This window comes from Pedobacter sp. Hv1 (genome assembly GCF_001412215.1).
GTDB lineage: Bacteria > Bacteroidota > Bacteroidia > Sphingobacteriales > Sphingobacteriaceae > Pedobacter.
Map to the genome: position 1 here is coordinate 25408 of NZ_LLWP01000011.1, position 26053 is coordinate 51460.

Here is a 26053-nt window from a genome sequence, read left to right on the forward strand (position 1 = left end):
TTTTTTATTCGTCTAAAGAGCCGGAGTATGCTTTGTTTCGTTTCACGAGCATAAAAAGGTTAGTGTTTAGCAGGAACAAGGTTTTGTCAAGAAAATACGACCCGAATGGGTGGAGATTTTTTTGCAAACCAGGAAGGCACGACCTTGTTCCTGCGTTAAGAACACGGAAATACCTTTGCTCTTGAAATGGAACAAAAAAGCATATCGGTTCTTGAATAAAAAATCATGTGGAAGCACTTGAAAAAGGCATTGAGGAAATGGCCTTATGATTACAAAACCTGCAATTACATTTAGCAGAATTTATTTTAGTATCTCAAAGTATTGTGGCTTTGGAAGCCACGTAAACGGTACTGAAAATACTTGTTGAGGGATAAGATTGGATAGTTTTCAGTATGGTTTATTAAGTCATCCTACCAAAGCTCTTTTATTGCATGGGATGGATGCTGGAGGAATAAATGTGCTTTTGAGGATTAAGTATGGGCATAAAAAAAGCAGGATTTTTAAATCCTGCTTTTGAAAATGTGTTAATTTCTAAATTACTTCTAATTTTGAAAAATGTTCTCTAAAATGAACCATTAAGATTTCTACAAACCTTCCGATAATATAGCCTTTAGTTGCTTCATCAGGTGCTGGATTTTTAGACCAATAGGTGGTAACTATCTTAAGTCCGTTAGTATGATCTTTAGGTTGTAGCAAAACTTTCTCAGACCATTGGTCTGGAGTGTGATTATAAAGAACCTCTTTATCCTTATTTAATTTAATCTCCCAGGTTTTTAACTCACCTTTTCTAATTTTTGCATTGATAGCTTTGAATAAAGCATCATTATCTTTTGTGTGTATAATTATTTGCATACTATAAATTGATTTAAGTAGTTAATTACCTGACAAATAGAATACCACCATTTAAAAAACAACAAAAAGTCTTGCTTTTTTAGAATATAACGACAACCTGTCATGGTATAAACGCATCTTCCATCGCTTTGAACCTATGTGAGACCGAATCCATATCTTGACTAATTTTCTGACTTGTGATTTTAGCGTAAATCTGTGTAGTTGAAATGTTTTTATGTCCCATCATTTTGCTAAGACTTTCTAGAGGCACGCCCTCTGTTAAAAACATTGTTCCAAATGTGTGCCTTGCTGTATGGAAAGTAACTTTTTGTTCAGTAACAATCTCTAATTCCTGAACAAGTTTGTCTATATAGCTATTACAAATTTTATTAGTTGGAACAGGAAAAATAAAATCATTTCGGGTAGTACCTTTATATTTTTCAATAATACGTTTGGGTATTTCCATAAGCCTAACATTAGAGGCAACATCAGATTTTTGTCTTCGGCTTATAATCCAATCGTGACCATCAAAAAAGGATTGTATGTTAGTACTTTTAAGTTGTTTAATATCTATATAAGATAGTCCTGTAAAACAGCTGAATACAAAAAGATCCTTTACAATTTCATAATTTTGTTTTGAAGGATTGTGTAATAACAGGGATTCAACGTTTTCCTTAAGTAAATAGCTACGGTCATTTTCCTTCATCGATATTTCATAATCTTCAAAAGGATTTTTCCTGATAAGACCGTTTTTGACAGCTATTTCCGCAACACGATAGAGTGGCATCGTATATACCCAAACAGTATTGTGTGTGCACTTTTTGTCTATTCTAAGGAAGAAATCAAACTCTCTGATAAAATCACACGTCAATTCCCTGAACGCCATGTCATCACGATGATACCTGCTTTTAATAAATTCAGCAACATGGTTATAGACAATTTTGTACTTATAGTAGGTACTTTCGGAGCGTTCTCCTTGTACTACCATTTTTCCAAAATCATCATTATTCTTTTTAAATACTTTCAGCAAGGAATCTTCCATTACACCAACACCTAGAAATGCAAGTTTCAGCTTTTGTGCCGTTACAAAACCCTCGTGTTTCATCATATCTTCATAAAGGGTATCGATACGTGCCCGTATATTATCCAATTTTTGATTAATACCTAGTGCTTTTGCACTCTTGCCTTCAACTCTTCCGTACTTTAAATCCCAATTATTGAGGTTGATTTCTAACTTAGTTCCCAAAGTCTTAGGTGTCCCATCAATGGTAATGCGTGCCATAATAGGAGCATTACCATTCTTTTTCGGCTCGTTCTTTTTTAAGTAGAAAAGTAGCTTGAACGTGGATTTTTTTGTCTGTTCCATAACTCAAATGTTTAATGTTTAAAATTAAATTACATTGATTTACAAGGGAATATGAAAAATAGCGCAAAACACTGAAATATAATCAGTTATGCTGAAAGGTTACTTTATAAATCGGTAATGAATTAGTAACCTATCTTTGTATTTTTAAGACCAAAACCTATCAGACACCGAGTTCCAAACTAAGACTACTGTTTTATAAAGCATTGTATATAAACGGTTTTAACCGTTTTGCTTATTTTTGCTTTTTACTAATCTTTTTAAAACAAAAAAAACTCAAAACCTCAATTCGCATGTCATTTATATTTCTTTACCCGCTCACAATGCTTGATAGTATTCTAAATTCTAATAGCTTTGCATATCTACATACACCAAATATATGAGTGCACAACAACAGAATTTTAAAGTAAATGTAAATACAGAAATCGGTAGACTACGTAAATTATTGATCCATAGTCCCGATAGTGGATTAGGAAAAGTAGTACCTTCTAAAGCACAAGATTGGCTTTTTGAAGACATTGTACATTTAGATACCATCCGTAAAGACGAATACGATCATTATGTTAAATTATTGATGTACTTCCTTGATCCTGATAAAATCAAAGGCAAACTGGCCGAAATCGATTCGGAAGCCGCACAAAGAATGTTTTTTAAACCAGATAGCGATCAATTCCATGCTTCAGAAAATGTGGTAGAACTGCAACAATTACTGAGCGATATCTTAACTGATATTGCCATCAAAAAGAAATTGGCAGCATCGGTTTGTGCTATTGAGGGTTGTACCTATAAACTACAACTTCAACTTATCGATACCGAGCCCAAAGAATTGGCCAAAACTTTAATTTCTGGCTCTTTGCCCGATGGTAGAATGATCTTTTCACCCATTCCCAACCTTATCTTCACAAGAGACGTGGGCACAACCATCAATAATTTCATTTTATTAAACAAACCTGCTAAAAAAGCCAGAGTTCGCGAAAGTTTGTTGATGCGTTACATTTTCTTTAACCACAATCTATTCGAAGCCTATAGAAATAACATTTTAGAAATTCCCGATTCTGAGCACCACTTTTTAAGACCAGGCGAAGAAGAAGACAATAGAACTACCTTAGAAGGTGGTGATGTAATGATGGTAAGCAAAAACCATGTGTTAATTGGTTGTAGCGAACGTACCTCTCCTTACGGGGCCAATGAAGCCATGAAACTGTTATTCGAAAATGATGTGGTAGAAAAGGTAACAGTTGTTAAAATCCCGAACAAAAGAGATTTTATGCACTTAGATACCGTATTTACACAAGTAAAAAGGAACATTTGGGTATTGCTACATTCTATTGCAAGTGTAGAAGAAAATAAATTCCATAATCCAATTGATTTCTTGGTACAACCTGAACCTAAAGAGCAGACCGAGATTATTCAATTTTATAAAGATAAAAGTACGCCGAAACACTTTAAAAGCATGGAACAGCTTTTTGAAGACATCAGTCAAAATGACCTGAAGAGTACCGAACCCACCCAATTTATCTACAGTGGCAATGGGGTTTTCCCTTTTGATGCCCGTGAACAATGGACGGATTCTTGTAACCTGCTGGCCATTAAAGAAGGTGTGGTTTTAGGTTACGATAGAAATGACAATACAGTTGAAGCTTTTAAAGCGAAAGGATTTGCCATTGTAAAGGTAAAAGACTTGATCAACGACCTAGAAAGTGGCAAAGTGAATCCAGATACCATTACCGACACGCTGATTTTAATGCCATCGGCAGAATTATCTAGAGCACGTGGTGGATTTCATTGCATGAGTTTACCTTTATTGAGAGACGATTTGTAAGCTTGAAGGCAAAAGGTGTAAAGCTTAAGGCAAAGCCTGAAGCCAAAAACAATTTGACAACAATAACTTTATAAATAATTAAGCAAGGGAAGCTGGGACCTTACGCCTTATACCCTAAACCTTTTACCTATTTTATGCAGACGACCAACCATATTTTAATGATCCGCCCTGTCGATTTTAAATTCAATACCCAAACCGCAGGCAATAATAAATTTCAAGAGGCAACCACTCAAGACAATGTGCAACAACAAGCTTTAACTGAGTTTGATGGTTTTGTAGCCATGTTAAGAGCTAATGGTGTAGACGTAACTGTAATAAATGATACCCTGCAACCAGAAACTCCTGATTCTATTTTCCCCAACAACTGGGTGTCCTTTCATGAAGATGGTTCGGTGTACCTATACCCTATGTTTTCAGAAAACAGACGTTTGGAACGCAGAAAAGACATTATTGATCAAATTGGCGAAAAATTTCAACTGAATCATGTGAGTGATCTCAGCTTTTATGAGCAACAAGTACTCTTTTTAGAAGGTACTGGAAGCATGGTTTTAGATCGTCAACATCAAATTGCTTATGCTTGTTTAAGTGTGCGTACAGACGAAGTAGTATTGAACAATTTCTGTATGCTTACCGGATATACCCCTATTGTATTTCAAGCTGTAGATGAAAGCCGTTTCCCGATCTACCATACCAATGTGATGATGTGTATTGGCGATAAATTTGCCGTAGTTTGTTTGAATTCCATTCCAGACCCTGCGGAAAAGGAAAAAGTAAAACAAAGCTTATTGAACACAGGCAAAGAATTGATTGACATTACCTTTGATCAGATGAACCATTTTGCAGGCAATATGTTACAAGTTCAAAGCAAAGATGGTCAAAGTTTATTGGTGATGTCTGAACAAGCTTACCTTTCCTTACAACCAGAACAAATTACCACATTAACCCAATATGCCAAAATCATTTATGCACCTTTATATACCATAGAAAAAAATGGTGGTGGTAGTGCCAGATGTATGCTGGCAGAAGTGCATTTACCAGTTGGTCTGGATTTGTAGTTGGTCTGGATTTGCAATCCAGACCTCATTCTATAAAGGATTTAAAATCCAAAATTATAACAGTCGAGATTACAAATCTCGACTAACATCAGAGATTCTTCGCTACGCTCAGAATGACAAATTGCCTAATAGTAGGTTCAGAAATGTCTCTCTACAACTTGGGTTTATTTCTTAACAGTAAAAAAAACTTGAATAAGGACTATTTCTCAATTTAAAATTACATTTTTGCAAAAATTATTATGAAATAAATGCAGAGTTACTCCGAATTTCTTGATCTAAGTGTTGGCTTTCCGCAAGAAGGCTACAGCGTTATAGACGATGAATTATATTTTCAGGATCTAAATTTAATGGAAATGATAGAAACCTATGGCACGCCATTACGTTTCACCTATCTTCCCATGGTTAGTAAGAAGATACAACAGGCCAAACTGTTGTTTCAAACCGCTATTATTAAGAATAATTACCGTGGTGATTATAAATATTGCTATTGCACCAAAAGTTCACACTTTAAACATATTGTTGAAGAAGCCTTAAAAAATGGCATCCACTTAGAAACTTCTTCAGCATTTGATATGCCAATGATCGAAGCATTGGAGAAAAAAGGAGCTTTAACAAAAGACATCACCGTGATCTGTAATGGTTTTAAAACCTATCAGTACAAACAATATATCATTGATATGTTGCACGATGGCTACCATAACATTATCCCTGTATTGGATAATAAAGAAGAATTTAATCTTTATGATGATGAGGTAGAAATGGATATTCCTTGTAACCTTGGGATCCGTATCGCTGCCGAAGAACAACCAGATTCGCAGTTCTATACTTCGCGTTTAGGTGTTAGATTAGAAGATGTAATTGATTTTTACAACAATAAAATTGCTGCCAACCCTAATTTCAGGGTAAAATTGTTGCATTTCTTTATCAACTCTGGTATTACCGATTCTCCATATTACTGGAACGAGCTAGAAAAATATGTAACACTTTATTGCAAATTCAAAAAGATCAATCCAGAATTAGATACGCTTGATATTGGTGGTGGTATGCCATTTAAAGATAGTTTGGTATTCGATTTCGATTACGAATACATGGTGAATGAAATTGTAAAAAGGATAAAAGAAATTTGTGCCGAGCACGATGTGGTAGAACCAGATATCATTACCGAATTTGGAAAATATACCGTTGCAGAAGCATCAGGCATTTTATACAAGGTTTTAGGACGTAAACAACAAAATGACCGCGAAAAATGGTTAATGTTAGATGGTTCGTTCATTACCAACTTACCAGATGTTTGGGCATTGAACCAAAAATACATCTTATTGCCTATTAACAATTGGGATGCAGAATATGAGCGTGTAAACTTGGGTGGAATTACCTGCGATGGTCAGGATTATTACAATCAAGAAGCCCACATGAATAGTGTGTTTATGCCAAAAACGCGGAAAGTACAATATTTAGGTTTCTTTAACACAGGTGCTTATCAAGAGGTATTGAGTGGTTACGGTGGTATCCATCATTGTTTATTGCCAAGCCCTAAACACGTTATTATCCGTCGCAATAGAGATGAGACTTTTAACTTTGAGGTGTTTGGCGAAGAACAAAACAGCAAACAAGTATTAAAGATTCTAGGTTATACATAGGATAAACTTTGGATAGGATCTCTACCCAATCAAAAAATATAAAATCCTTCTCAACTGAGAGGGATTTTTTTTGCCTATTACCCATATAAAAATGAACCTAATCAATTATCATCAAAAAAATTACATAAATAATTCAATATGTATTGTAAGCTTAAGTTAAATTTAATTGACTTATAGTTAAATTTTTAAAACAAAAACTATGGAACAAACTAATGGAAAACAGCTTTTAACCAGAGCTGAAGCAAAAAACATTATGGGTGGTTTAAAAGATGTAAATGATGAGTGTCCTGCCGGAACACATGAGTTTATTTGTGTTACTGGAGGCTCAGGTTTAGAAAACCTCATTTACATCAGGTACTGTGTAATCGATTGGATGGAAAATCCACCATGTGAACCACCAGCTTAATTGAATAAGATCCCGGCTAACCACCGGGATTTTTTTTTGCATAAAATAGAAGATAAAGGATCTTAGTTTATTTTTCATTATATTCAATTTCCCTATTTAAATTTACCTCGCAAACATTTTTATGCTTAAAGACCTAAACTTAAATAAGGTATTTGTTATTGATATCGAGACTATACCTCAACACGAGCATTTTAGCGAAATGCCACTACATCTGCAGGAATTATGGGAACATAAAACCAGGTTGCAACGAAAAGAAGACTACACAGCCGCAGAATTTTATGAAAGAGCAGGCATTTGGGCCGAGTTCGGTAAAATTATCTGTATCAGTGTTGGCCTTTTCCACAAAGTAGCAGGCGTCTATCATTTCAGGGTTAATTCTTATGCTGGACATGAAGAGCCTGAACTTCTCCATCATTTTAATCAATTGCTAAAAGAACAGCCAGCAGATCAATTGTTATGCGCACACAATGGCAAAGAGTTCGATTTTCCCTACCTCTGCCGAAGAATGTTGGTGAATGGCATTGAAATTCCACCACAGCTACAAATAGCCGGCAAAAAGCCTTGGGAAATTAACCACCTAGATACCATGGAGCTTTGGAAATTTGGCGATTACAAAAACTATACCTCCTTAAACTTATTGGCGGCCATTTTTAATATTCCTACCCCAAAAGACGATATTGATGGCAGCATGGTAAAGGAAATCTATTACCAACAAAAAGACTTGCCCCGTATTGTAACCTATTGCCAGAAGGATGTCATTACAACTGCACAAATTTTGTTACGTTTTAAAGGATTAGCTGCAATTTCAGCAGAAAATATTACCTTAGTGAAGTAAGATATCTTCCTTCAAAAGCTATGGAAATAACATTAAGAATCCCAGAATACACCCAAGAAAAAGGTCTTTTACACACTTGGGAAGATGGATTTGAAATAGAAAATAAAATCATTGGAAATGAAATCATCATTTCTGCAAATTGTGCTGGACTTACCTCCTTAGCAAAACAATTACTTACTTTGGCACAAGGTAATGTACCTGTAGGAAGTCATTTTCATTTAGACCAATTTTCTGGTTTAGAAGAAGGATCAATAGACCTTGTAATACAAAAAATATAATGTTAGATGTAAAAGAGTTAGCCATAGCCTTCTATAACCGAGAAGAAAAAACTTGGTCTGAAGCGGTACATAAAGTTAGTTTTAAACTAGAAAAAGGTAAAGTTCTGGGTATTGTTGGCGAGTCTGGCTCTGGCAAATCTGTAACTTCTTTTTCAATCATGCGTTTGCATGATTCTAAAAACACCAACATTACAGGCGAAATCGATTTCGACAACATTAGTCTGTTGAACCTCTCTGACAATGAGATCAGAAATTTTCGTGGCAACAAAATCTCCATGATCTTTCAAGAACCCATGACCTCTTTAAACCCGGTGTTTACTTGTGGTTACCAAGTTCAGGAAGCCATTATGCTGCACCAAAAAGTCAATAAAGAAACTGCCAAAGCACAAACCATTGATCTTTTTAAGGAGGTACAATTACCCCGACCTGAAAATATTTTCGACAGCTACCCTCATCAACTTTCTGGTGGACAAAAACAAAGGGTAATGATTGCCATGGCTTTGAGTTGTAATCCAGAACTCCTCATTGCCGACGAGCCTACCACTGCACTGGATGTAACTGTTCAGAAAACCATTTTAGAGCTCTTGTTACGTCTTAAAACTGAACGCAACATGGGCTTGATCTTTATCTCTCATGACCTGGCAGTAATTAGCGAAATTGCCGACGAACTTTTGGTGATGTACAAAGGAGATATTGTAGAACAAGGACCAGCTAAACAGCTATTCGAAAATCCTCAACACCCTTATACCAAAGGTTTATTGGCTTGCAGACCTGCACCCCAGAGACTTTTAAAGCGATTACCTGTGGTGGCTGATTTTTTAAATGAAGATAAAGATTTTGCTGTTAGGCATTTATTAGATATCAATGCCTATACCCAGCAAGAAATTGAAGAAAGAAGACACCAATTATATACCCAAAAACCCTTGCTCCAAGTAGAAAAACTTTGTACTTGGTATCCCATTAAAAAGGGCTTATTTGGCAAAACATCTTCTTACGTAAAGGCGGTTGATGATATTACATTCGATGTTTTTCCTGGAGAAACCTTAGGCTTGGTAGGCGAATCTGGTTGTGGCAAAACCACTTTAGGCAGAAGCATTTTACGCTTGGTTGAACCTACTTCGGGCAAAATTCTTTTCGATGGTACTGATTTAACAAGTTTAGGTAAGCCTGAATTGAGACGGATGCGCCGAGATGTACAAATCATTTTCCAAGACCCCTACTCTTCGCTTAACCCAAAAATAACGGTTGGCAATGCCATTATGGAACCTCTACAGGTACATAAAGCTTTTAAAACCGATCAAGAACGCAAAAAACATGTATTGAGTTTACTAGAAAAAGTAGATTTAAAAGCAGAACATTTTGACCGCTATCCACATGAATTTTCTGGTGGACAGCGACAACGCATTGTAATTGCAAGGGCTTTAGCATTACAACCTAAATTTATCATCTGTGATGAGTCAGTTTCAGCGTTAGATGTTTCTGTACAAGCCCAAGTTTTAAATCTCCTTAGACAACTGCAGCAAGAATTTGGCTTAACCTATATTTTTATTTCGCATGACCTGGCTGTAGTTAAACACATTTCAGATCGGATGATTGTAATGAACAAAGGAAAAATTGAAGAAGAAGGTTTCCCCGAAGTAATTTATAACTCACCAAAAGCAGCTTATACCAAAAAACTGATTGAAGCTATCCCGGGAAAAGCACAAGCACCTTTGGCCAGTTGATATGCGAATAGTTTTTTACACAGGATTAATACTTTGCCTACTGCTTAATACTACTAAAGCACAAGTAAAAGTGATTGAATCGGGCTTTATTTTTGAAGAAGCGCCATTTAAAGCCTGTCATGCCTCTACTCTAGTCGAATTATCAAACCATCAGTTAATGAGTGCCTGGTTTGCGGGTAGCAATGAAGGAAACAAGGATGTAGCCATTTGGATGGCAATTAAACAAGGCAAAACATGGAGCAAGCCCCGCATGGTTGCCGATGGCGTACAAAATGATACCCTTCGTTATCCTTGTTGGAATCCAGTTTTATTTAAGGCAGCAAATGGCTTGTTATTTCTTCATTATAAAGTGGGTCCCAATCCAAGAACATGGTGGGCAGAAGTCAAAACTTCTACAAACGATGGCAAAACATGGTCTAAGGCTACAAAACTACCCAATGGATTTTTAGGCCCAATCAAGAATAAGCCTCTACAGCTTAAAAACGGCGACATTTTATATCCATCGAGTACTGAAAGCCTAGATGAAAAAACTTGGCACATCCATTTGGAGAAAAGCGACCGAAATGGTGAAAATTGGAAAAAGATAACCATCAACTGTGGCACCTTTGGAGTCATACAACCTTCTATATTACAATATCCCGATGGCAGATTGCAGTTACTTTGCAGGAGCAGGCAGAATGTAATTGTAAGTGCATGGTCTACCGATCAAGGTCAGAGCTGGTCAAAACTTGAGGCGCTCAGTTTGGCCAATCCAAACTCCGGAACCGATGCCGTTAGCCTTAAAAATGGTCAGCAATTGTTGGTTTATAACCCATTAAGCGCAGGTAAAGATTGGTGGGAAGGTCGCTCAGTTCTTAAACTGGCTATTTCTGCAAATGGTTTAGACTGGAATGACATTTTTACCTTAGAAAACCACGAAAAAGGCGAATATTCGTACCCAGCAATTATTCAAACCAAAGATGGCACTATCCACATCAGTTATACTTCCGAGCGTCAAAAAATAAAATACCTGCAACTCAAGCTTTAAACTTTCTGCGTTCGTGAAGTGTTATAGCCGTGTTATTTCTCATTAAAAATAACCCAAGCTAAACATACAATTACTATATTGTGAAGAACACAAATACTGCTATGGCAAAAAACAAAAACTCACAAGTAAAACTCGTTTTAACACAATTGATTAGTGATATTTTCGAGAAAAATAGAAATGTGGCACTAAACCATAAACAAGTTGCTGCCAAGCTAAATTTAAAAGATGCCGCATCTACCGATACCATTCTTGAAATATTGGTAGAACAAACAGAAAAAGGTTTATTCATTAGACCTGAACGTGGAAAATTCCGCTTAAAAGACCTTAAAACTTTTGTAACGGGCACAGTAGATATGACTGCAGATGGTTCTGCATTTATTGTACCTGATGATGAATTTGAGAAAGATATATTTGTTGCCCCACGTAAATTGCGCAATGCGCTACATGGCGACAAAGTAAAAGTATATGTTTTTGGAAAGAAAACCAGTGGGCGCAAAAACGAAGGCGAAGTTGTAGAAATTATCACAAGGGCAAAAACCGATTTCATTGGTGTTGCCAAAGTTTCTGAACGTTTTGCTTTTATTATTCCAGATGATCGTAAAATGCTACATGATATTTTTGTTCCACTGAGCGATTTAAATGGGGCTAAAAATGGTCAAAAAGTACAAGTAAGCATTACAGATTGGCCCGAAGGCGCAAAAAATCCAATTGGTAAAATCATCAATGTATTAGGTACGCAGGGTGAAAACGATACCGAGATGAATGCCATCTTAGCGCAATATGGTTTCCCTTTGAGTTTTCCTGATGCCGTAGAAAAAGAAGCCAATGCTATTCCAGAAACGGTTAGCGAAAACGAAATCAAAGACAGAAGAGATTTTAGAGATACCATCACTTTTACCATAGACCCTGCCGATGCGAAAGATTTTGATGATGCCATTTCCTTTAAAAAATTAGACAATGGAAATTACGAAATTGGCGTGCACATTGCAGATGTATCGCACTATGTATTGCCTAAAAGCAATTTAGATAAAGAAGCTTATGAGCGTGCTACATCCGTTTACTTGGTAGACCGCGTAATCCCCATGTTGCCAGAGCGTTTAAGTAATGGTGTTTGTTCTCTACGTCCTAACGAAGATAAACTGTGCTTTGCAGCTGTATTCGAGTTAGATGACCAAGCCAATATCATTAATCAATGGTTTGGTAGAACAGCCATCCACTCTGACAAACGTTTCAGCTACGAAGAAGCACAAGAAGTAATCGAAAACAAAGCAGGAGATTTTGCCGAAGAATTGTTAAAACTGAATGAGCTAGCCTATCAACTTCGCGATAAAAAGTTTAAAAATGGCGCCATTAGCTTTGAAAGTGCCGAAGTAAAGTTCAAATTAGATTCAACTGGTAAACCAATTGGTGTATATGTAAAAGAACGTAAAGACGCACATAAACTGATCGAAGATTTTATGTTGCTGGCCAATAAAAAAGTGGCCGAATTTATTGCAAAAAAAGGAAAAGGAAAGCAGAAATATACCTTTGTTTACCGATCTCATGATTCGCCCAACTTAGAAAACCTGAACAACTTTGCTACTTTTGCTTCACGTTTTGGGTACAAAATCAACATGAAAACCGATAAAGAAATAGCCAAATCGCTAAATTACCTAATGGAAGATGTTGAAGGAAAGAAAGAGCAGAACATTCTAACCCAATTGGCCATCCGCTCTATGGCAAAGGCCATTTATACCACAAAAAAGACAAGTCACTACGGATTAGCATTTGATCATTATACACATTTCACCTCTCCAATTCGTCGTTACCCCGATGTAATGGTACACCGGTTATTGGCTTTGTACCTTGATGGAGGTAAATCGGCAAACGAGGAAGAATACGAAGCCGCAAGCTCACATTCGTCGGCTATGGAGAAACGAGCTGCCGATGCAGAAAGAGCTTCCATAAAATATAAACAAGCAGAGTACTTAGAAGAAAATATTGGCAGTATATTTACAGGAATTATCTCTGGCGTAACCGAGTGGGGAATGTATGTAGAAATTATTGAGAACAAATGCGAAGGAATGATCCGTTTGCGTGACATTACCGATGATTTTTATGTACTGGACGAAAAGAATTACTGCATTATTGGTCAACGTAAAAAGAAAAAATACCAATTAGGTGATGAAGTTCAAGTAAAAGTTAAAAAAGTTGATCTCTCTAAACGCCAGATAGATTTTTCATTAATTCAAGACTAAAAAGCCAATGAAGTATATTATCTGCATTCTACTGCTCTCATTTACAGTTCAAATTAAAGCACAGAACCTACAAGGTAAAGTTGTTGATGATGCTACCGGACAAGGTATTCCTTTTGTTTCGGTAAATATTGTGGGCGCCAATGTAGCCACCGTTACCAACGAAAATGGTTTTTTTGTACTAAAACCAACCACTTTACCATTTAGGCTTAGATTTAGTCATGTAAGTTACAACACGAGCGAAGCAGATATTAAAGACATCAGTGGCCTATTAACCATTCGGCTTAATCCTGCCACTATTAGTTTAAATGAACTAACTGTAGACCCCTATAAAGGCCAAAAAATACTAAAGGCAGCCCTGCAAAAAGCAACCGAAAACATCAATACCAATTTCTACGCCAACGCTTTTTATAGGCAATTGACTTCTTTAAACGGAAAGGCTAGCCAGATTTATGAACTCTTTTACGATTTAAGATGGAATACCGCACGCATACAAGGATGGGCGGCCAAACAAAGTCGCTTTGCTGAAGTAAATGAGCAAATTGCCTTTTCAATGAACAATCAATCGTATTTAACTTTCTCTTATAGCGGTTACCTGTTGCCTAACAAGGGAGGTAAATTTGTAAGCCTCGAAACCCTAAAAGATTACGATGTGGTAGTTGAAAAGTATATAGAGCAATCGAACCAAAGCATTGCTGTAGTAAGCTGTAAATACAAAAAAGGCAGAAAAAATCAGTATTATGTCAACTCTACCTATTACATTGGTGTAGATGATTCTAAGGTTTACAGGCTCGAAAACAGCATTTTCAATCTTCCCATCCGATTGTCAGATGCAACTACAAAATTCCCTCCTGTAGTAACCACCATTGCAACATTTAATGGCGATGGGCATCCTGTTCCAGTTTTAGAAAGTGTATCTACCAAGGTCTTTTTAAGCTTAATTGTAAGAGGTCAAGATCTGAATACAGATATCAGTTCATTATTGACCATATACAATGTGAACGATGATTTAAAAAAGCAGCAATTTGAAGCTTTAAATAGAAATACCAGAGATAAAAATGTGATCGAATCACTCCGTTATGATGCTGAATTTTGGAAAAACAATCCAGTAGTGAAGCAAACTACATTGGAAGATTCATTCATCAAAATGATGGAAAGTAAATCAGCTTTCGGCACCATGACTAACCCTTAAACAATGCATAGTCCAACACAATTACAAGAAATTTTAGAAAAAGCCATTCCCCAAATAGCGTATCCACAACACCCTGCCAACCTATACGAACCTAGTCGTTACATTATGAGTTTAGGTGGTAAAAGAATTAGACCCGTAATGGTTTTAATGGCCACAGAGTTGTTTACAACCGATATCAACAAAGCACTAGATGTGGCATTGGCCATTGAAACGTTTCATAATTTTACATTGGTGCACGACGATATTATGGACAATGCGCCATTAAGAAGAGGCAAACAGACCGTACACGAAAAATGGGGCATTAACAATGCCATCCTAAGTGGCGATGTAATGATGGTAGAATCTAACAAACACCTTTCTAAAGTAGATGTAAACGTTTTAAAACCAGTATTAGATACTTTTAATGCAACGGCACAAGGTGTTTGCGAAGGGCAACAGCTCGATATGGAGTTTGAGCAGCGAGACGATGTAACCATTGAAGAATACATCGAAATGATCAGGCTAAAGACTGCAGTATTATTAGGTGGTGCCATGAAATTAGGAGCCATTGTTGGTGGGGCAAGCACGGCAGATGCAGACCTGCTTTATACTTTTGGAGAGAACCTTGGCGTTGCTTTTCAATTGCAAGACGATATATTAGATGTTTATGGCAATCCAGAGAAATTTGGCAAACAAGTTGGTGGAGATATCATAGCCAATAAAAAGACCTTTTTACACCTCAAAACTTTAGCCTTGGCACATGATGATGAGGCAGAAAGCTTAACCAGTGTTACCATCAACCAAGAAGAGAAAATAGATCAGGTAACGCATCTTTACAACAAATACGAAATAAGAAATTTGGCAACTGCCGAAATGGATAAATATTTAACAATGGCCAATCAAGCATTAGAAATCTTAGCTGTTGCTGAAGAGAAAAAGGAAAATTTCAGAACCTTGGTACAACAAATCTTAGATAGAGACCGATAAGATACCTTCACCTTATACTGATCCATTATTATCGCAATAAATAATGGATCAGTATTAAAAACCTTAAGGCAAAAAAAAGCCTCGATCAAATGATCGAGGCTTTTTTTTGTAATTAAATTACAAATATTATTCAGCAGATGCTGCTTCAGCATCGTCAGCTTTAGCTGCTTTTTTTGCAGGTGCTTTAGCCGCTTTAGGTGCTTTTTCTTCTTTAGCTTCGGTAGTTGCTGCTTTAGCAGTAGCTACTTTTTTAGGTGCTGCTGCTTTAACAGGAGCTGCATCTTCTACTGTAACAGGTAATACAGAAACATAAGATTTGTTGTCTTGTTTCTTTTTAAAAGTTACAATACCAGGAACTAAAGCGAATAAAGTATGGTCTTTACCAATACCTACGCCTTTATCAGGGTGGTGTTTTGTACCGCGTTGACGAACGATAATGTTACCAGCGATAGCTTCTTGACCACCAAAGATCTTAATACCTAAACGCTTGCTATGCGATTCACGTCCGTTTCTAGAACTACCGGCTCCTTTTTTATGTGCCATTTTATTTTATATTTTTTAAGAATTGGAAACCCAATCTTACAATTAAACAAAAAAATTAACTACAGAGTGATACTCTCAATCTGGATTTTGGTGAAATACTGGCGGTGACCATTTTTCTTTTTGTAACCTTTTCTACGTTTCTTTTTGAAAACGATTACTTTATCACCTTTTAAATGAGACACGATTTTAGCTGTAACCGATGCACCTTTTACTGCAGGAACCCCTACTGTAATTTTACCACCATTATCAACCAACAATACATTGTCAAATTCAATACTAGCGCCTTCATCTCCTTGCAAACGGTGTACAAAAAGGTGCTGGTCTTTTGCAACTTTGAATTGCTGTCCTGCTATATTTACTATTGCGTACATTGTTAAATAATTATTTTAGAATTGTTTATTTTTTTTATCGAGGTGCAAATATAGAATAAATACTATTCAAACACAAGTAGATGATGAAATAATTTTAAATCGTTTTGCAATTAAAGCCTTTCTATTGGCTTTTGTGCTTAAATAGTGTATAATCAACTGCGGCTAGCCACCTATGATGTAGCATACACTCCTATTATTTTCATACTAACCTACTTCTTTAGTAAACCCTACAACTTTCAATTTAGAAAAAAAGATAGATAAATTTTCATATCTACGATTTATTCGTAGATTTACGAAAACTAAATTGAAAAACATGAAACCAATTCTAACCACTCTTTTGGCAATTGTATTTAGCACTACTGCTTTTGCACAAAGCCCAGATAAGGCCTTGGCCAAAGTAAGTTATACCTTCTCTCACATCAGAGATACTACACAACGAGACAAGCCTTATACAGAAGCAATGCTATTGTTCATTGGCAAAAATGCATCCCTCTATACCAGTTATGATAAGATTGCGCAAAGCGAACTTAGGAAAAAAGCGATAGAACAACAGATTAAAGAAACACCAGATGGACAACCCATGAAGATCAATCTTGGCAAAATAAAGCCAACCACTTCAATAGAATATTTTCTTTTTGCAAAAGAAAAAAAGCTCTTCGTTAAAGAGCCTGTTGTAAATGATTATTTGACAGAAGAGCCAGCATTTCAGATTGTATGGAAGCTAACCAAAGATACGGCGAGTTTTTCTGGTGTGCATTGCCAAAAAGCAACAACTCACTTTAAAGGCAGAAACTGGATAGCTTGGTATGCATCTGAACTACCTTTCCAAAGTGGACCATGAAAACTCAATGGTCTGCCTGGTTTAATTATAGAAGCTTATGATGACAAAAAAGAAGTACAGTTTCTATTTTCCGGTATCGAGAATATAAAAGATGAAGCCATAAAGCCAAAACAGAACATTGGAGATACTGAAACGATCAAATCCATCAATTCAATTCCTGGCAATGAAATCAAACTACCCATTAACACCATCAGGACTACAATAGCCGAACTTGATAAACTTAAAGCAGCAAGAGCAAAAGATCCAATGGGTTTCGCAAATGCACAAATGGCTGGCAATGGTGTAAGCATGAGCATAACCACGTCAAAAAAACCAGGAGCTACAATGGTTAAAAGCACATTCAATAACCCAATAGAATTACCCGAGAAGAATTAGGGCTTGTATTTAATGTATACGAAGTGTTAAAAATAATTAAATATAAATAATATTACGAATTATTCGTAGATTTACGAAAACTTAATTAAAGATTATGAAAACTATCCTAACCACATTATTCGCCATTACCATTAGTACTTTATCATTTGCCCAAAACACAGATAAGGTATTGGCAAGGGTAAGCTACAATTTTACCCATACCAGAGACACCTTGCGAAGAGATAATCCATACACAGAAAACATGCTGTTGATTATTGGAAAAAATGCATCTGTTTATACCAGCTATGATCGGATTCTACGACAACTCAACTTAGACAAACCTTCTAGCACTGCCCCATTTAAACCAGTTACCCAAGTCGATTACTTCTATTTTGCTAAAGAAAATGAGTTTTACACCAGAGAAAAAATCATCACAGAATACTTAGCCAAAGAAGTTGCTCCAAAAATCAATTGGAAGATCACAAAAGATACTGCTAGTTTTTCTGGTGTACATTGTAAAAAAGCAACCACTTATTTTAAAGGCAGAAATTGGATTGCCTGGTTCGCACCTGAGCTACCTTTTCAAAGTGGACCTTGGAAGTTAAATAGCCTGCCTGGATTAATTGTAGAAGCTTATGATGACAAAGGAGAAGTTAAGTTTCAATTTGCAGGTATCGATAACCTCGACAAACAAGCCATCACAGCAGAACAGCAAGCATTAGCAGCCCACTTTTATTTTGGCCCAACCATTAAATTTCCGGCCGATGCTAAACTAACTACCAAACCTGATCTCGACAAACTAAAAGCTACTAGAGATAGAGATCCTATTGGTTTTGCAAAAGCATCAAGCCCAAATGATGGAAGAATTGTTGTAATGGGTTCAAGTATGACTGGTGTTTCGCATAACGTCATCAACAATCCGATAGAACTACCAGAAAAGAAAGATAAATAATATTGCTGTTTAAAATCACTTTATGAAAGCCATTTTAATCTTATTTTTTACAATTACCACAGCTACACTTGCTTTGGCCCAAAGCCCCGATAAAGTTTTGGCTAGGGTAAGGTACAATTTTGTACATGTACAAGATACTACCCAAAAAGATACCCCATATACAGAGAACATGGTATTGGCCATAGGCAAAAATGCTTCCTTATACGCAAGTAAGGATGGATTAGACCAAACTCTTACCCGAAACAACCTTATTTTAGAAAATGCCAAAAAACTAGACCCAGGCTTAGTGAGCATCCAGTTAGACCGGACAAGCCCAGATGTAAACTCGAAGGTCTATTTTTTCTTTGCCAAAGAAAACAAATTCATTACCAAAGAACGGGTATTTAACAACTATTTGGTAGAGGAAATTGCCCCAAAAATAAACTGGACCATCACAGCAGATACCATTAACCTTTCTGGAGTACATTGCAAAAAGGCACAAGCTTATTTTAAGGGAAGAAATTGGACAGCTTGGTATGCCATTGACCTACCTTTTCAAAGCGGACCTTGGAAACTCAATGGTTTGCCTGGATTAATTGTGGAGGCTTATGATGAAAAGAAAGAAGTACAATTTTTATTCGCTGGTTTAGAAAATACAGCAGACCCTGTCAATAACGAAACCATTACAAGTCATGGACCTAAAATCATAGACATGGATGTGAATTTGGTTAAAAGTAATGAAATCAAATTACCTAGCAATGCCATCCGAACCACTCAAAAAGAACTTGATAAATTAAAAGATAGCAGAGAAAAAGATCCGCAAGGTTTTATGAATGCCCAAATGAGCGCCAATGGTATTGGTTATGTAAAAGCACAACGAAAAGCAACAGTAGAACTTCCAAAAAAGGCCATTCTCAATAACCCTATCGAACTACCAGAAAAGAAAAACTAACTAATCAAAAGACGATGAAAACTTTATTAAGCAGCCTATTGGCACTATTTGCTACAAGTGCCGTAATGGCACAAAAACCAGACAGTTTATTAGCCAGGGTGCGGTATACCTATGTCAATACCACAGACACTTTAAAAAGTGGAAAAACACGTACCGAAAACATGCTGCTATTTTTAGGCAAAAATGCCTCATTATATACCAGTTATGATAAAATCAGATACGAAATCTCTCAAGACCAGAAATATAGAGCAAAAATGATGGCTAATGCAGGCAGTGGAAAACCTGTAGCCATTTTAATAGATAATACAAACGGAGAATGGCTGTCTACCTCTTCTAATTTATATTTTTCAAAAGAGAATAAATTCTTCACCAAAGAGGTGATCGCCCTTCAAAGCTATCTTATAGAAGAGCCTGCCCCACAAATCAATTGGAAAATTACAAAAGATACCACCAGCTTTTCGGGCTTAAGCTGCAAAAAAGCGATTGCTAATTTCGAAGGCAAAAATTGGATTGCCTGGTTTGCCCCCAGCCTACCCTTTCAAACCGGACCTTGGAAATTAAATAGCTTACCAGGTTTAATTATTGAAGCCTATGAGGAAAATAAACTGATCCAGTTTCAATTTGCTGGCTTAGAAAGTGTCAAAGAAGGCGAACATCAAAGAATTGATGACGTTACTAAAAGAGCTGATGCCAGACCCGGCGACTATAATCCAATTGACCAGTTAATTGGCCGTGACGTAGGTACGGCTTATTTTGAAAATGTGATCAAATTACCTATTGGTGCCATCAGAGCAGATAAAGAAAAGTTTGAAAAATTGAGAGCTGCTTTTTTAAAAGACCCCGCCGGTTTCGTAAGAACTCGGTCTAGATATTAACAAAAAATCAATATTTCTATCAATACATTAAATCAAAAAGAGATGAAAACTATATTAACCACCCTATTTGCCATCGCTATAAGTACAACAGCCATAGCACAACAGCCAGACAAGGCACTGATCAGAGTGAAATATGCACTATCACACCTATCTGACACCACCAAAAGAGACAACTTTTACAAAGAGACCATGATGCTTGTTGCAGGCAAAAATGCATCGGTATTTTTAAGCTACGATAAGGTTTTAAGAGATATGCAGGCAAAAGAAGCCCTTCAAGAACAAGTGAAACAGCAAGTAAGTAATGGCGGTCTCAAATCGATTACCATGCCCCCTCGTAAAAGACAGTTTAGCGAAACTGAATTTTACTATTATGCCAATGAGGCCAAACTATTTACAAAAGAACAATTAGGCGTTACCTATTTGGTTGAAGAAAATGCCGAAAAAATTGATTGGAAAATAATGCCAGAGACACTTAATATTGAAGGAATCTCCTGTAAAAAAGCAACAGCAAATTTCAGAGGTCGAAATTGGACCGCTTGGTTTGCCGAAGAACTGCCTTTTGCTAGTGGACCATGGAAACTGGTTGGGCTACCCGGCTTAATTATACAAGCTTACGATGAACAAAAAGAAGTATCATTTGATTTTGCCGGACTGGAAAGTATAGCAGAAAACAAAAATAAGGCGACCGAAAATTCATTAGGCGAATATGATATTAAAAAATATGGAAGCAGCAATGTACTTTCTGATAATGAAATCAAATTACCAGCCGGAGCTGTTAAAGCTACAATAAAGGAAATTAAACGCTTAAGAGAAGCCAGAGCTAACGATCCGCAAGGTTTTGCTAAGGCTCAAATGGCGGCAATGGGGCTTGGTGGTTTACAGCAGGTTTCTACAGGCAATAGAACAACAGCACCAATTCCAGCAACGGTGTTCAATAATCCAATCGAGAAGAAAAGTCCTAATTAATTACCATACTCCTGTTTAACCCCTAGTCGCACTATATTTTAACATATAAGTTAAAAAATGTTAAATCATTTTTATTATTACGAAATACCCGTAGTTTTACGAAAGATTAATTGATATAAAATATACAATGAAAACCATTCTCGCCATTTTATTTACGATGTCAATTACATCTATTGTTTTAGCACAAAATGCTGATCAGGCTTTAGCTAGGATTCATTATAAGTTTAGCCACATTAGAGATACCACAAACAGAGACGAACCTTTTCAAGAAAACATGATCTTAATTATTGGCAAAAATGCATCAGTATATGCCAGTTATGATAAAATGACCCAAGCAGAAAGATTAGCTGCATTTCTTAAAGAGCAAACAAAAGCAAATGGTGGCACCTTAACCAATATAGTAATGCAAAAGGGTTTAATGAAAAAAGTAACCAGTACCGATTTCTACAGTTATCCCAATGAGCAAAAGTCATTCTCAATTGAATATTTGATGATGAACAAATACATTATTCCTGAAGAACTGCCTACCATCAAATGGACAATAAAGCAGGATACGATGAGTTTTGCTGGCGTAAATTGCAGAAAAGCAATTAGCCGTTACAAGGGCAGAAACTGGACTGCTTGGTATGCTGTTGATTTGCCCTTTCAAAGCGGACCATGGCAATTAAGTGGTTTGCCAGGATTAATTATAGAAGCCTATGATGACAGGAAAGACATTCAGTTTCGGTTTGAAGGTTTAGAGAATGTAAATGAAAGCAATCTGGTAACCAAAGATGACAAAATCCGAATAGGAACTGGCGAACTCAATTTTAGCAATAATTCTTACCTCGGTAGAGAAATTAAACTCCCTAAAGATGCCATCAAAGCAACCAGAGCAGAAATCAACAAATTGAGACAAGCCATAACTGACAATCCAGCAGCAAGCATGGGAGGTACAGTTGTGGCAGGTGCAACGGTAGTAAAGAAAAATGCACCCACCCAAAAAACTGCTAAAAATACTTTTAACAACCCAATAGAATTACCAGAAATCAAAAAATAATTAACCAAACACGATATGAAAACGACTTTAACTACTTTATTCGCCATTGCCATTACTTCTGCTGCTTTGGCACAAAATCCAGACAAGGCTTTGGCTAAGGTAAAATACAGCTTTACCCATATACAAGATACCACCCAAAAAGACAAGCCCTACACTGAGAATATGTTATTGCTAATTGGCAAAAATGCTTCTGCCTATACCAGTTATGACAAAATAGAAGCTCAGTTGGCAATGCAAAAACAGATCCAAGAACAACTGAAAAATCAGGCAGGAACTGGAAATGCAACGATAAAATTTGAGAGTAAAGGTTACAAACCTACCTCTAACCTTGATTATTTCTATTTTGCTAAAGAAAACAAATTCTATGTAAAAGAACGTGTTTTCAATAATTACCTAATAGAAGAAGAAGTACCCAAAATCAATTGGAAAATTAGCAAAGACACCACAAGTCTTTCGGGCGTACGTTGCCAAAAGGCAACAGGTTATTTTAAAGGTAGAAATTGGATAGCTTGGTTTGCACCAGAACTTCCTTTTCAAAGTGGCCCATGGAAATTAAATGGTTTGCCAGGTTTGATTATAGAGGCTTATGATGAGAAAAAGGAAGTTCAATTCCAATTTGCAGGCATGGAAAATATAACCGAAGCCGATCAAAAGGCAGCAGAGAATAGCGATCTTAAAATAGCTGGCCCTAGTGGTTCTCCATCGGTAGTGAAAATAATGGGTATGGATACCGGCAATCCTTTTATGGGGAATGAGATCAAACTTCCAGTAGATGCTGTTAAAACCACCCGCAAAGAGTTAGATAAACTAAAAGATGCACAAGCTAAAGACCCACAAGGTTTTATGAATGCACAATTGGCAGGTAGCGGTGTTAAAGTTGGTAACTTCCAAAGGTCTACAGGCGGAACTCCACCACCTCAAGCAGTGGTTAACAACCCTATCGAATTACCAGAAAAGAAATAAGCACCATGTTTTTTGTTGGAATTTTATTAGTAGTTCTCTTTCTGTTAAACTACATTTTAGGTTAATAGAAGACCCTAAAACCAGATCAAATTCTGGTAAAATTTAGGTATAGTTTGAAGCATTGCTGAAGTGCCATTGCCAAGTTATGCCATTATTTACGACTGAATTAGCTCAAAAAGAAATGAAAAAACGATTGCTCTATCTATTGCTGATCACCATGTTGAGCAGTGTAGCCGCCTTTGCCCAAAAACAGGTTAAAGGAAAAATAAAGGATGCAAAGGGTACCCCTATTGTATCTGTGAATGTTAACCTAAAAGATAAAGAAGGTAATATTCTCAGTTTTACCAGAACCAACGACAAAGGTGAATACCTGCTTTCCTTTACCGAAGAGAATAAAGATCTTACAGTAGAAGCTACAATTATTGGCTATGAAAAGAAAACCATTGGCATTACCGAGTTGACCAAAAATTACGACCTGATTTTAAAAGATACAGAAATTAACCTTAAAACAGTTGTGGTTAAAAATAGACCTGTATTAACTGCTAATGGTGATACATTGAACTACAAAACTTCTGATTTTGCCGATAAACAAGACAGAACGATTGGTGATGTACTGAAAAAGATGCCCGGTATTGTGGTAGATGAAAATGGCAAAGTAAGCTACAATGGCAAAAGCATTTCTAATCTGTACCTAGATAAAGATAATTTACTAGATGATAAGTATAACATTGCTACCAAAAGCATCCCTCATGGTGCAGTTGAAAAAGTTCAGGTGATCCAAAATGACCAACCTATAAAAATGCTGCGCAAAAACAACATGAGTGACGATGTGGCCTTAAACTTAGTAATCAAAGATGATGCTAAATTGAAAATGATGGGCGATATCAAAGCAGGTCTTGGCACACCTGATCGATTTGATGGTAATATCAATGCCATGATGTTTAAAAAGGAATTGAAATTTATCAATAGCCTAAAAGGCAACAATATTGGTATCGATCCTGGTATCGACCTCACATCGCACAACATGGCCGATTACCTGAAACGTTTTGACAATAACAAACCTAGCAGTTTTCTTTCTGCTGGCGCTGCTGGTGTACCTACATTGCCACAAAAAAGATCGTTATTCAATAAGGCTGGCTTGGTTAACCTGAACAATCTTTACAAACTTAACCCAGATTTACAGCTAAAGGCCAATATCTCTTATCTGTACGACCAAAGAAGTCAAGAATACAATAAGTCGTCTGAGACTTATTTACCGGGACAAACCATTCGCTACAACGAAGTTCAGAACAATGCCATCAACCCACAAAAATTCAGGGCACAATTGAACCTCAACAACAATACGGAGCAATCTTACCTGAACAATACCTTTATTGCAGAATATGCACCCAACTATACCAATTCTAATGTGGTAATCAATGGCATTGGTGCCAACCAGACACTTAACCAAAAAACATTCGACCTTTCTAATGAAATGAGCTACAGGAAAAAATTGAAATCTGATGATATCCTTAACTTTTATTCATTTTTAAATAGAACAACGCAACCAGAAATCTTAAATATCAGACCAGGCTTAAATCAAGACATTTTAAACAACAACAAACCTTATTTTGGGTTAGACCAATACATCAAATTACCCACTTTGTACACCAACAACTTTATGTCTTTTGCCGTTGTAAGCAACAAGTTTGTACAAACCTATAAAACTGGCTTTAGTATACAAAAACAAGACTTTAATTCGGAGCTTTATCGAATCCAAAATGACCAAACTACAGAATTGGTCTCACAAAGTACTACCAATGATCTAGACTGGCTTAAAACAAGAGCATTTGTGGAAGCAGGATATGAATACACTGGCGAAAAAATTAAGGCAGGGTTATTTCTTCCGTTCAGCTATAACAACATCAATTATAGCGACCCCGGTAAAAGCTTAGACAAAAGTTTAGATAAATTCTTTATCAATCCATCTTTCAACTTCAAATATCAAACTGGCATAGAAAATTACATTTCGGCCAATTACAACTATAGCAATAGCTTAGGTGGTATTGACGATGTTTATCGTGGTACGGTATTAAAAAATTACCGTTCATTGTTTGCCAACAACGCTCCTATTTCCGAAAGTAAAACACATGGAGTTGGAGCTAACTTTAACTTCCGTAAGGCCATGCAAATGGTGTTCTTTAGCTTAGGGGTTAACTATTCGGCAACTACATTAAATACCATTTCTTCATTTACTTTAAGTGATAATATCCAACAACGTGTTGTTTTGCCTTTGGCCAATCAAGCTAAATCTCTTTCTGTTAACGCAAGTGCAAGCAAATATCTCTTCGCTTTAAGAAGCACAGTTAATATTGGCACAAGTTTTAGCCAAAGCAGATTTGATCAGTTACAGAACAATAAATTATTGCCATTTGATGCGCAAACGATCAATTACACTGGAGGTATAGATTCTAAATTGACCAATTTCATGAATTTCTCTTACAATGGCACGTATACCGTAAGCAATAACAAATCGTCGGCAAGTAACATCAACAATAAATTCCAGCAGTTAAGACAACAATCTAGTTTAACATTTACAGCCTTTAAAAGTGTATTTGTAAATTTTGCTGCAGAGCACATTTTTACCCACCAACAAAATCAGCCAAATTTGAACTATTTGTTTGCTGATTTTAATGTAAGATACAAATTGATGAAACTTAAAACAGACCTCGAATTTGGTATAACCAATTTAGCCAATGTTAAAAAGTTCGAAGCCGTTAACCTTTCTGCAAACTCATTAACCTCAGGCACTTATTATATTCCAGGACGAGTTGCCATGTTAAAAGCAACTTTCAATTTCTAAACA

At 36.4% G+C, this 26053-nt stretch carries 24 protein-coding genes; 19 read left to right on the plus strand and 5 right to left on the minus strand.

Annotated elements, in window-relative coordinates:
- Positions 1-531: 531 nt before the first annotated feature.
- Together AQF98_RS19520 and AQF98_RS19525 are read right to left on the minus strand one after the other, a co-directional pair.
- A complete protein-coding gene (locus AQF98_RS19520) occupies positions 532-852 on the minus strand; it encodes a hypothetical protein (protein ID WP_055133656.1) in 321 nt (106 codons plus the stop codon).
- A 100-nt stretch (positions 853-952) separates the two neighbouring features.
- Positions 953-2197 carry a site-specific integrase gene (locus AQF98_RS19525; RefSeq protein WP_055133657.1) on the minus strand — a complete coding sequence of 415 codons (1245 nt, stop codon included), beginning with the start codon at positions 2195-2197 and terminating at the stop codon, positions 953-955.
- 376 nt (positions 2198-2573) lie between these two features.
- On the opposite strand from AQF98_RS19525, the gene AQF98_RS19530 reads away from it, so the two are divergent.
- The 11 genes from AQF98_RS19530 to AQF98_RS19580 all read left to right on the plus strand — a co-directional run bounded on the left by AQF98_RS19530 (position 2574) and on the right by AQF98_RS19580 (position 15373).
- Positions 2574-4016 (plus strand): arginine deiminase family protein, encoded by a 1443-nt coding sequence (locus AQF98_RS19530; protein WP_055133658.1) that lies wholly within the window; start codon positions 2574-2576, stop codon positions 4014-4016.
- Between the two features lie 134 nt (positions 4017-4150).
- Positions 4151-5071 (plus strand): citrulline utilization hydrolase CtlX, encoded by a 921-nt coding sequence (ctlX, locus tag AQF98_RS19535; protein ID WP_055133659.1) that lies wholly within the window; start codon positions 4151-4153, stop codon positions 5069-5071.
- 248 nt (positions 5072-5319) lie between these two features.
- Positions 5320-6711, plus strand: a complete 1392-nt coding sequence (locus tag AQF98_RS19540; protein ID WP_055133660.1) for an arginine decarboxylase — start codon at positions 5320-5322, stop codon at positions 6709-6711.
- Positions 6712-6910: 199 nt separating this feature from the next.
- Entirely contained in the window at positions 6911-7117 is a 207-nt protein-coding gene (locus AQF98_RS19545) for a hypothetical protein (protein WP_055133661.1), read from the plus strand.
- A 121-nt stretch (positions 7118-7238) separates the two neighbouring features.
- Positions 7239-7952, plus strand: coding sequence for a 3'-5' exonuclease (locus AQF98_RS19550; protein WP_055133662.1), 714 nt, complete (start codon positions 7239-7241; stop codon positions 7950-7952).
- A 20-nt stretch (positions 7953-7972) separates the two neighbouring features.
- On the plus strand, positions 7973-8230 hold the full coding sequence (locus AQF98_RS19555; protein WP_055133663.1) for a hypothetical protein: 258 nt from the start codon (positions 7973-7975) through the stop codon (positions 8228-8230).
- Entirely contained in the window at positions 8230-9954 is a 1725-nt protein-coding gene (locus tag AQF98_RS19560; RefSeq protein WP_055133664.1) for an ABC transporter ATP-binding protein, read from the plus strand. The genes AQF98_RS19555 and AQF98_RS19560 overlap by 1 nt, the downstream gene beginning before the upstream one ends.
- A 1-nt stretch (position 9955) precedes the next feature.
- A complete protein-coding gene (locus tag AQF98_RS19565; RefSeq protein ID WP_055133665.1) occupies positions 9956-10981 on the plus strand; it encodes an exo-alpha-sialidase in 1026 nt (341 codons plus the stop codon).
- Positions 10982-11082: 101 nt separating this feature from the next.
- Entirely contained in the window at positions 11083-13218 is a 2136-nt protein-coding gene (rnr, locus tag AQF98_RS19570; protein ID WP_055133666.1) for a ribonuclease R, read from the plus strand.
- A 7-nt stretch (positions 13219-13225) separates the two neighbouring features.
- A complete protein-coding gene (locus AQF98_RS19575) occupies positions 13226-14407 on the plus strand; it encodes a carboxypeptidase-like regulatory domain-containing protein (RefSeq protein WP_055133667.1) in 1182 nt (393 codons plus the stop codon).
- A 3-nt stretch (positions 14408-14410) separates the two neighbouring features.
- On the plus strand, positions 14411-15373 hold the full coding sequence (locus AQF98_RS19580) for a polyprenyl synthetase family protein (protein WP_055133668.1): 963 nt from the start codon (positions 14411-14413) through the stop codon (positions 15371-15373).
- A 126-nt stretch (positions 15374-15499) separates the two neighbouring features.
- On the opposite strand, the gene rpmA is transcribed toward AQF98_RS19580, so the two are convergent.
- Positions 15500-15916: a 50S ribosomal protein L27 gene (rpmA, locus tag AQF98_RS21970; RefSeq protein ID WP_082435192.1), complete on the minus strand. Its 417-nt coding sequence runs from the start codon at positions 15914-15916 to the stop codon at positions 15500-15502.
- A 59-nt stretch (positions 15917-15975) separates the two neighbouring features.
- Complete coding sequence (gene rplU / locus AQF98_RS19590; RefSeq protein WP_055133669.1) at positions 15976-16287, minus strand: 50S ribosomal protein L21; 312 nt, start codon at positions 16285-16287, stop codon at positions 15976-15978.
- 313 nt (positions 16288-16600) lie between these two features.
- Between rplU and AQF98_RS19595 the strand changes: the two genes are divergently transcribed.
- Entirely contained in the window at positions 16601-17128 is a 528-nt protein-coding gene (locus AQF98_RS19595) for a GLPGLI family protein (protein ID WP_055133670.1), read from the plus strand.
- Between the two features lie 35 nt (positions 17129-17163).
- Here AQF98_RS19595 and AQF98_RS19600 read toward each other — a convergent pair whose 3' ends face one another.
- A complete protein-coding gene (locus AQF98_RS19600; protein ID WP_055133671.1) occupies positions 17164-17472 on the minus strand; it encodes a hypothetical protein in 309 nt (102 codons plus the stop codon).
- Positions 17473-17597: 125 nt separating this feature from the next.
- Between AQF98_RS19600 and AQF98_RS19605 the strand changes: the two genes are divergently transcribed.
- The 7 genes from AQF98_RS19605 (at position 17598) to AQF98_RS19635 (ending at position 26050) form a co-directional block, all read left to right on the plus strand.
- Entirely contained in the window at positions 17598-18434 is an 837-nt protein-coding gene (locus tag AQF98_RS19605; RefSeq protein ID WP_055133672.1) for a GLPGLI family protein, read from the plus strand.
- 22 nt (positions 18435-18456) lie between these two features.
- The gene (locus AQF98_RS19610) at positions 18457-19365 is read left to right on the plus strand and encodes a GLPGLI family protein (protein ID WP_055133673.1); all 909 of its coding nucleotides are present in this window, start codon (positions 18457-18459) and stop codon (positions 19363-19365) included.
- A 14-nt stretch (positions 19366-19379) separates the two neighbouring features.
- Complete coding sequence (locus AQF98_RS19615) at positions 19380-20240, plus strand: GLPGLI family protein (RefSeq protein ID WP_082435194.1); 861 nt, start codon at positions 19380-19382, stop codon at positions 20238-20240.
- Between the two features lie 42 nt (positions 20241-20282).
- On the plus strand, positions 20283-21206 hold the full coding sequence (locus tag AQF98_RS19620; protein ID WP_055133675.1) for a GLPGLI family protein: 924 nt from the start codon (positions 20283-20285) through the stop codon (positions 21204-21206).
- Between the two features lie 127 nt (positions 21207-21333).
- Entirely contained in the window at positions 21334-22245 is a 912-nt protein-coding gene (locus AQF98_RS19625; RefSeq protein WP_055133676.1) for a GLPGLI family protein, read from the plus strand.
- A 15-nt stretch (positions 22246-22260) separates the two neighbouring features.
- Entirely contained in the window at positions 22261-23208 is a 948-nt protein-coding gene (locus tag AQF98_RS19630; RefSeq protein WP_055133677.1) for a GLPGLI family protein, read from the plus strand.
- A gap of 181 nt (positions 23209-23389) precedes the next feature.
- Positions 23390-26050: a carboxypeptidase regulatory-like domain-containing protein gene (locus AQF98_RS19635; RefSeq protein ID WP_161805892.1), complete on the plus strand. Its 2661-nt coding sequence runs from the start codon at positions 23390-23392 to the stop codon at positions 26048-26050.
- The last annotated feature ends 3 nt before the right edge of the window (positions 26051-26053 follow it).

Coding starts and splice junctions, on each gene's coding strand:
- AQF98_RS19555 (WP_055133663.1), top strand. CDS start 7,973: ATGGAAATAACATTAAGAATCCCAGAATACACCCAAGAAAAAGGTCTT.
- rplU (WP_055133669.1), bottom strand. CDS start 16,287: ATGTACGCAATAGTAAATATAGCAGGACAGCAATTCAAAGTTGCAAAA.
- AQF98_RS19530 (WP_055133658.1), top strand. CDS start 2,574: ATGAGTGCACAACAACAGAATTTTAAAGTAAATGTAAATACAGAAATC.
- rnr (WP_055133666.1), top strand. CDS start 11,083: ATGGCAAAAAACAAAAACTCACAAGTAAAACTCGTTTTAACACAATTG.
- AQF98_RS19630 (WP_055133677.1), top strand. CDS start 22,261: ATGAAAACGACTTTAACTACTTTATTCGCCATTGCCATTACTTCTGCT.
- AQF98_RS19615 (WP_082435194.1), top strand. CDS start 19,380: ATGAAAACTTTATTAAGCAGCCTATTGGCACTATTTGCTACAAGTGCC.
- ctlX (WP_055133659.1), top strand. CDS start 4,151: ATGCAGACGACCAACCATATTTTAATGATCCGCCCTGTCGATTTTAAA.
- AQF98_RS19635 (WP_161805892.1), top strand. CDS start 23,390: ATGAAAAAACGATTGCTCTATCTATTGCTGATCACCATGTTGAGCAGT.
- AQF98_RS19540 (WP_055133660.1), top strand. CDS start 5,320: ATGCAGAGTTACTCCGAATTTCTTGATCTAAGTGTTGGCTTTCCGCAA.
- AQF98_RS19560 (WP_055133664.1), top strand. CDS start 8,230: ATGTTAGATGTAAAAGAGTTAGCCATAGCCTTCTATAACCGAGAAGAA.
- AQF98_RS19595 (WP_055133670.1), top strand. CDS start 16,601: ATGAAACCAATTCTAACCACTCTTTTGGCAATTGTATTTAGCACTACT.
- AQF98_RS19605 (WP_055133672.1), top strand. CDS start 17,598: ATGAAAACTATCCTAACCACATTATTCGCCATTACCATTAGTACTTTA.
- AQF98_RS19525 (WP_055133657.1), bottom strand. CDS start 2,197: ATGGAACAGACAAAAAAATCCACGTTCAAGCTACTTTTCTACTTAAAA.
- AQF98_RS19565 (WP_055133665.1), top strand. CDS start 9,956: ATGCGAATAGTTTTTTACACAGGATTAATACTTTGCCTACTGCTTAAT.
- AQF98_RS19545 (WP_055133661.1), top strand. CDS start 6,911: ATGGAACAAACTAATGGAAAACAGCTTTTAACCAGAGCTGAAGCAAAA.
- AQF98_RS19550 (WP_055133662.1), top strand. CDS start 7,239: ATGCTTAAAGACCTAAACTTAAATAAGGTATTTGTTATTGATATCGAG.
- AQF98_RS19580 (WP_055133668.1), top strand. CDS start 14,411: ATGCATAGTCCAACACAATTACAAGAAATTTTAGAAAAAGCCATTCCC.
- AQF98_RS19620 (WP_055133675.1), top strand. CDS start 20,283: ATGAAAACTATATTAACCACCCTATTTGCCATCGCTATAAGTACAACA.
- AQF98_RS19575 (WP_055133667.1), top strand. CDS start 13,226: ATGAAGTATATTATCTGCATTCTACTGCTCTCATTTACAGTTCAAATT.
- AQF98_RS19625 (WP_055133676.1), top strand. CDS start 21,334: ATGAAAACCATTCTCGCCATTTTATTTACGATGTCAATTACATCTATT.
- AQF98_RS19610 (WP_055133673.1), top strand. CDS start 18,457: ATGAAAGCCATTTTAATCTTATTTTTTACAATTACCACAGCTACACTT.
- AQF98_RS19520 (WP_055133656.1), bottom strand. CDS start 852: ATGCAAATAATTATACACACAAAAGATAATGATGCTTTATTCAAAGCT.
- rpmA (WP_082435192.1), bottom strand. CDS start 15,916: ATGGCACATAAAAAAGGAGCCGGTAGTTCTAGAAACGGACGTGAATCG.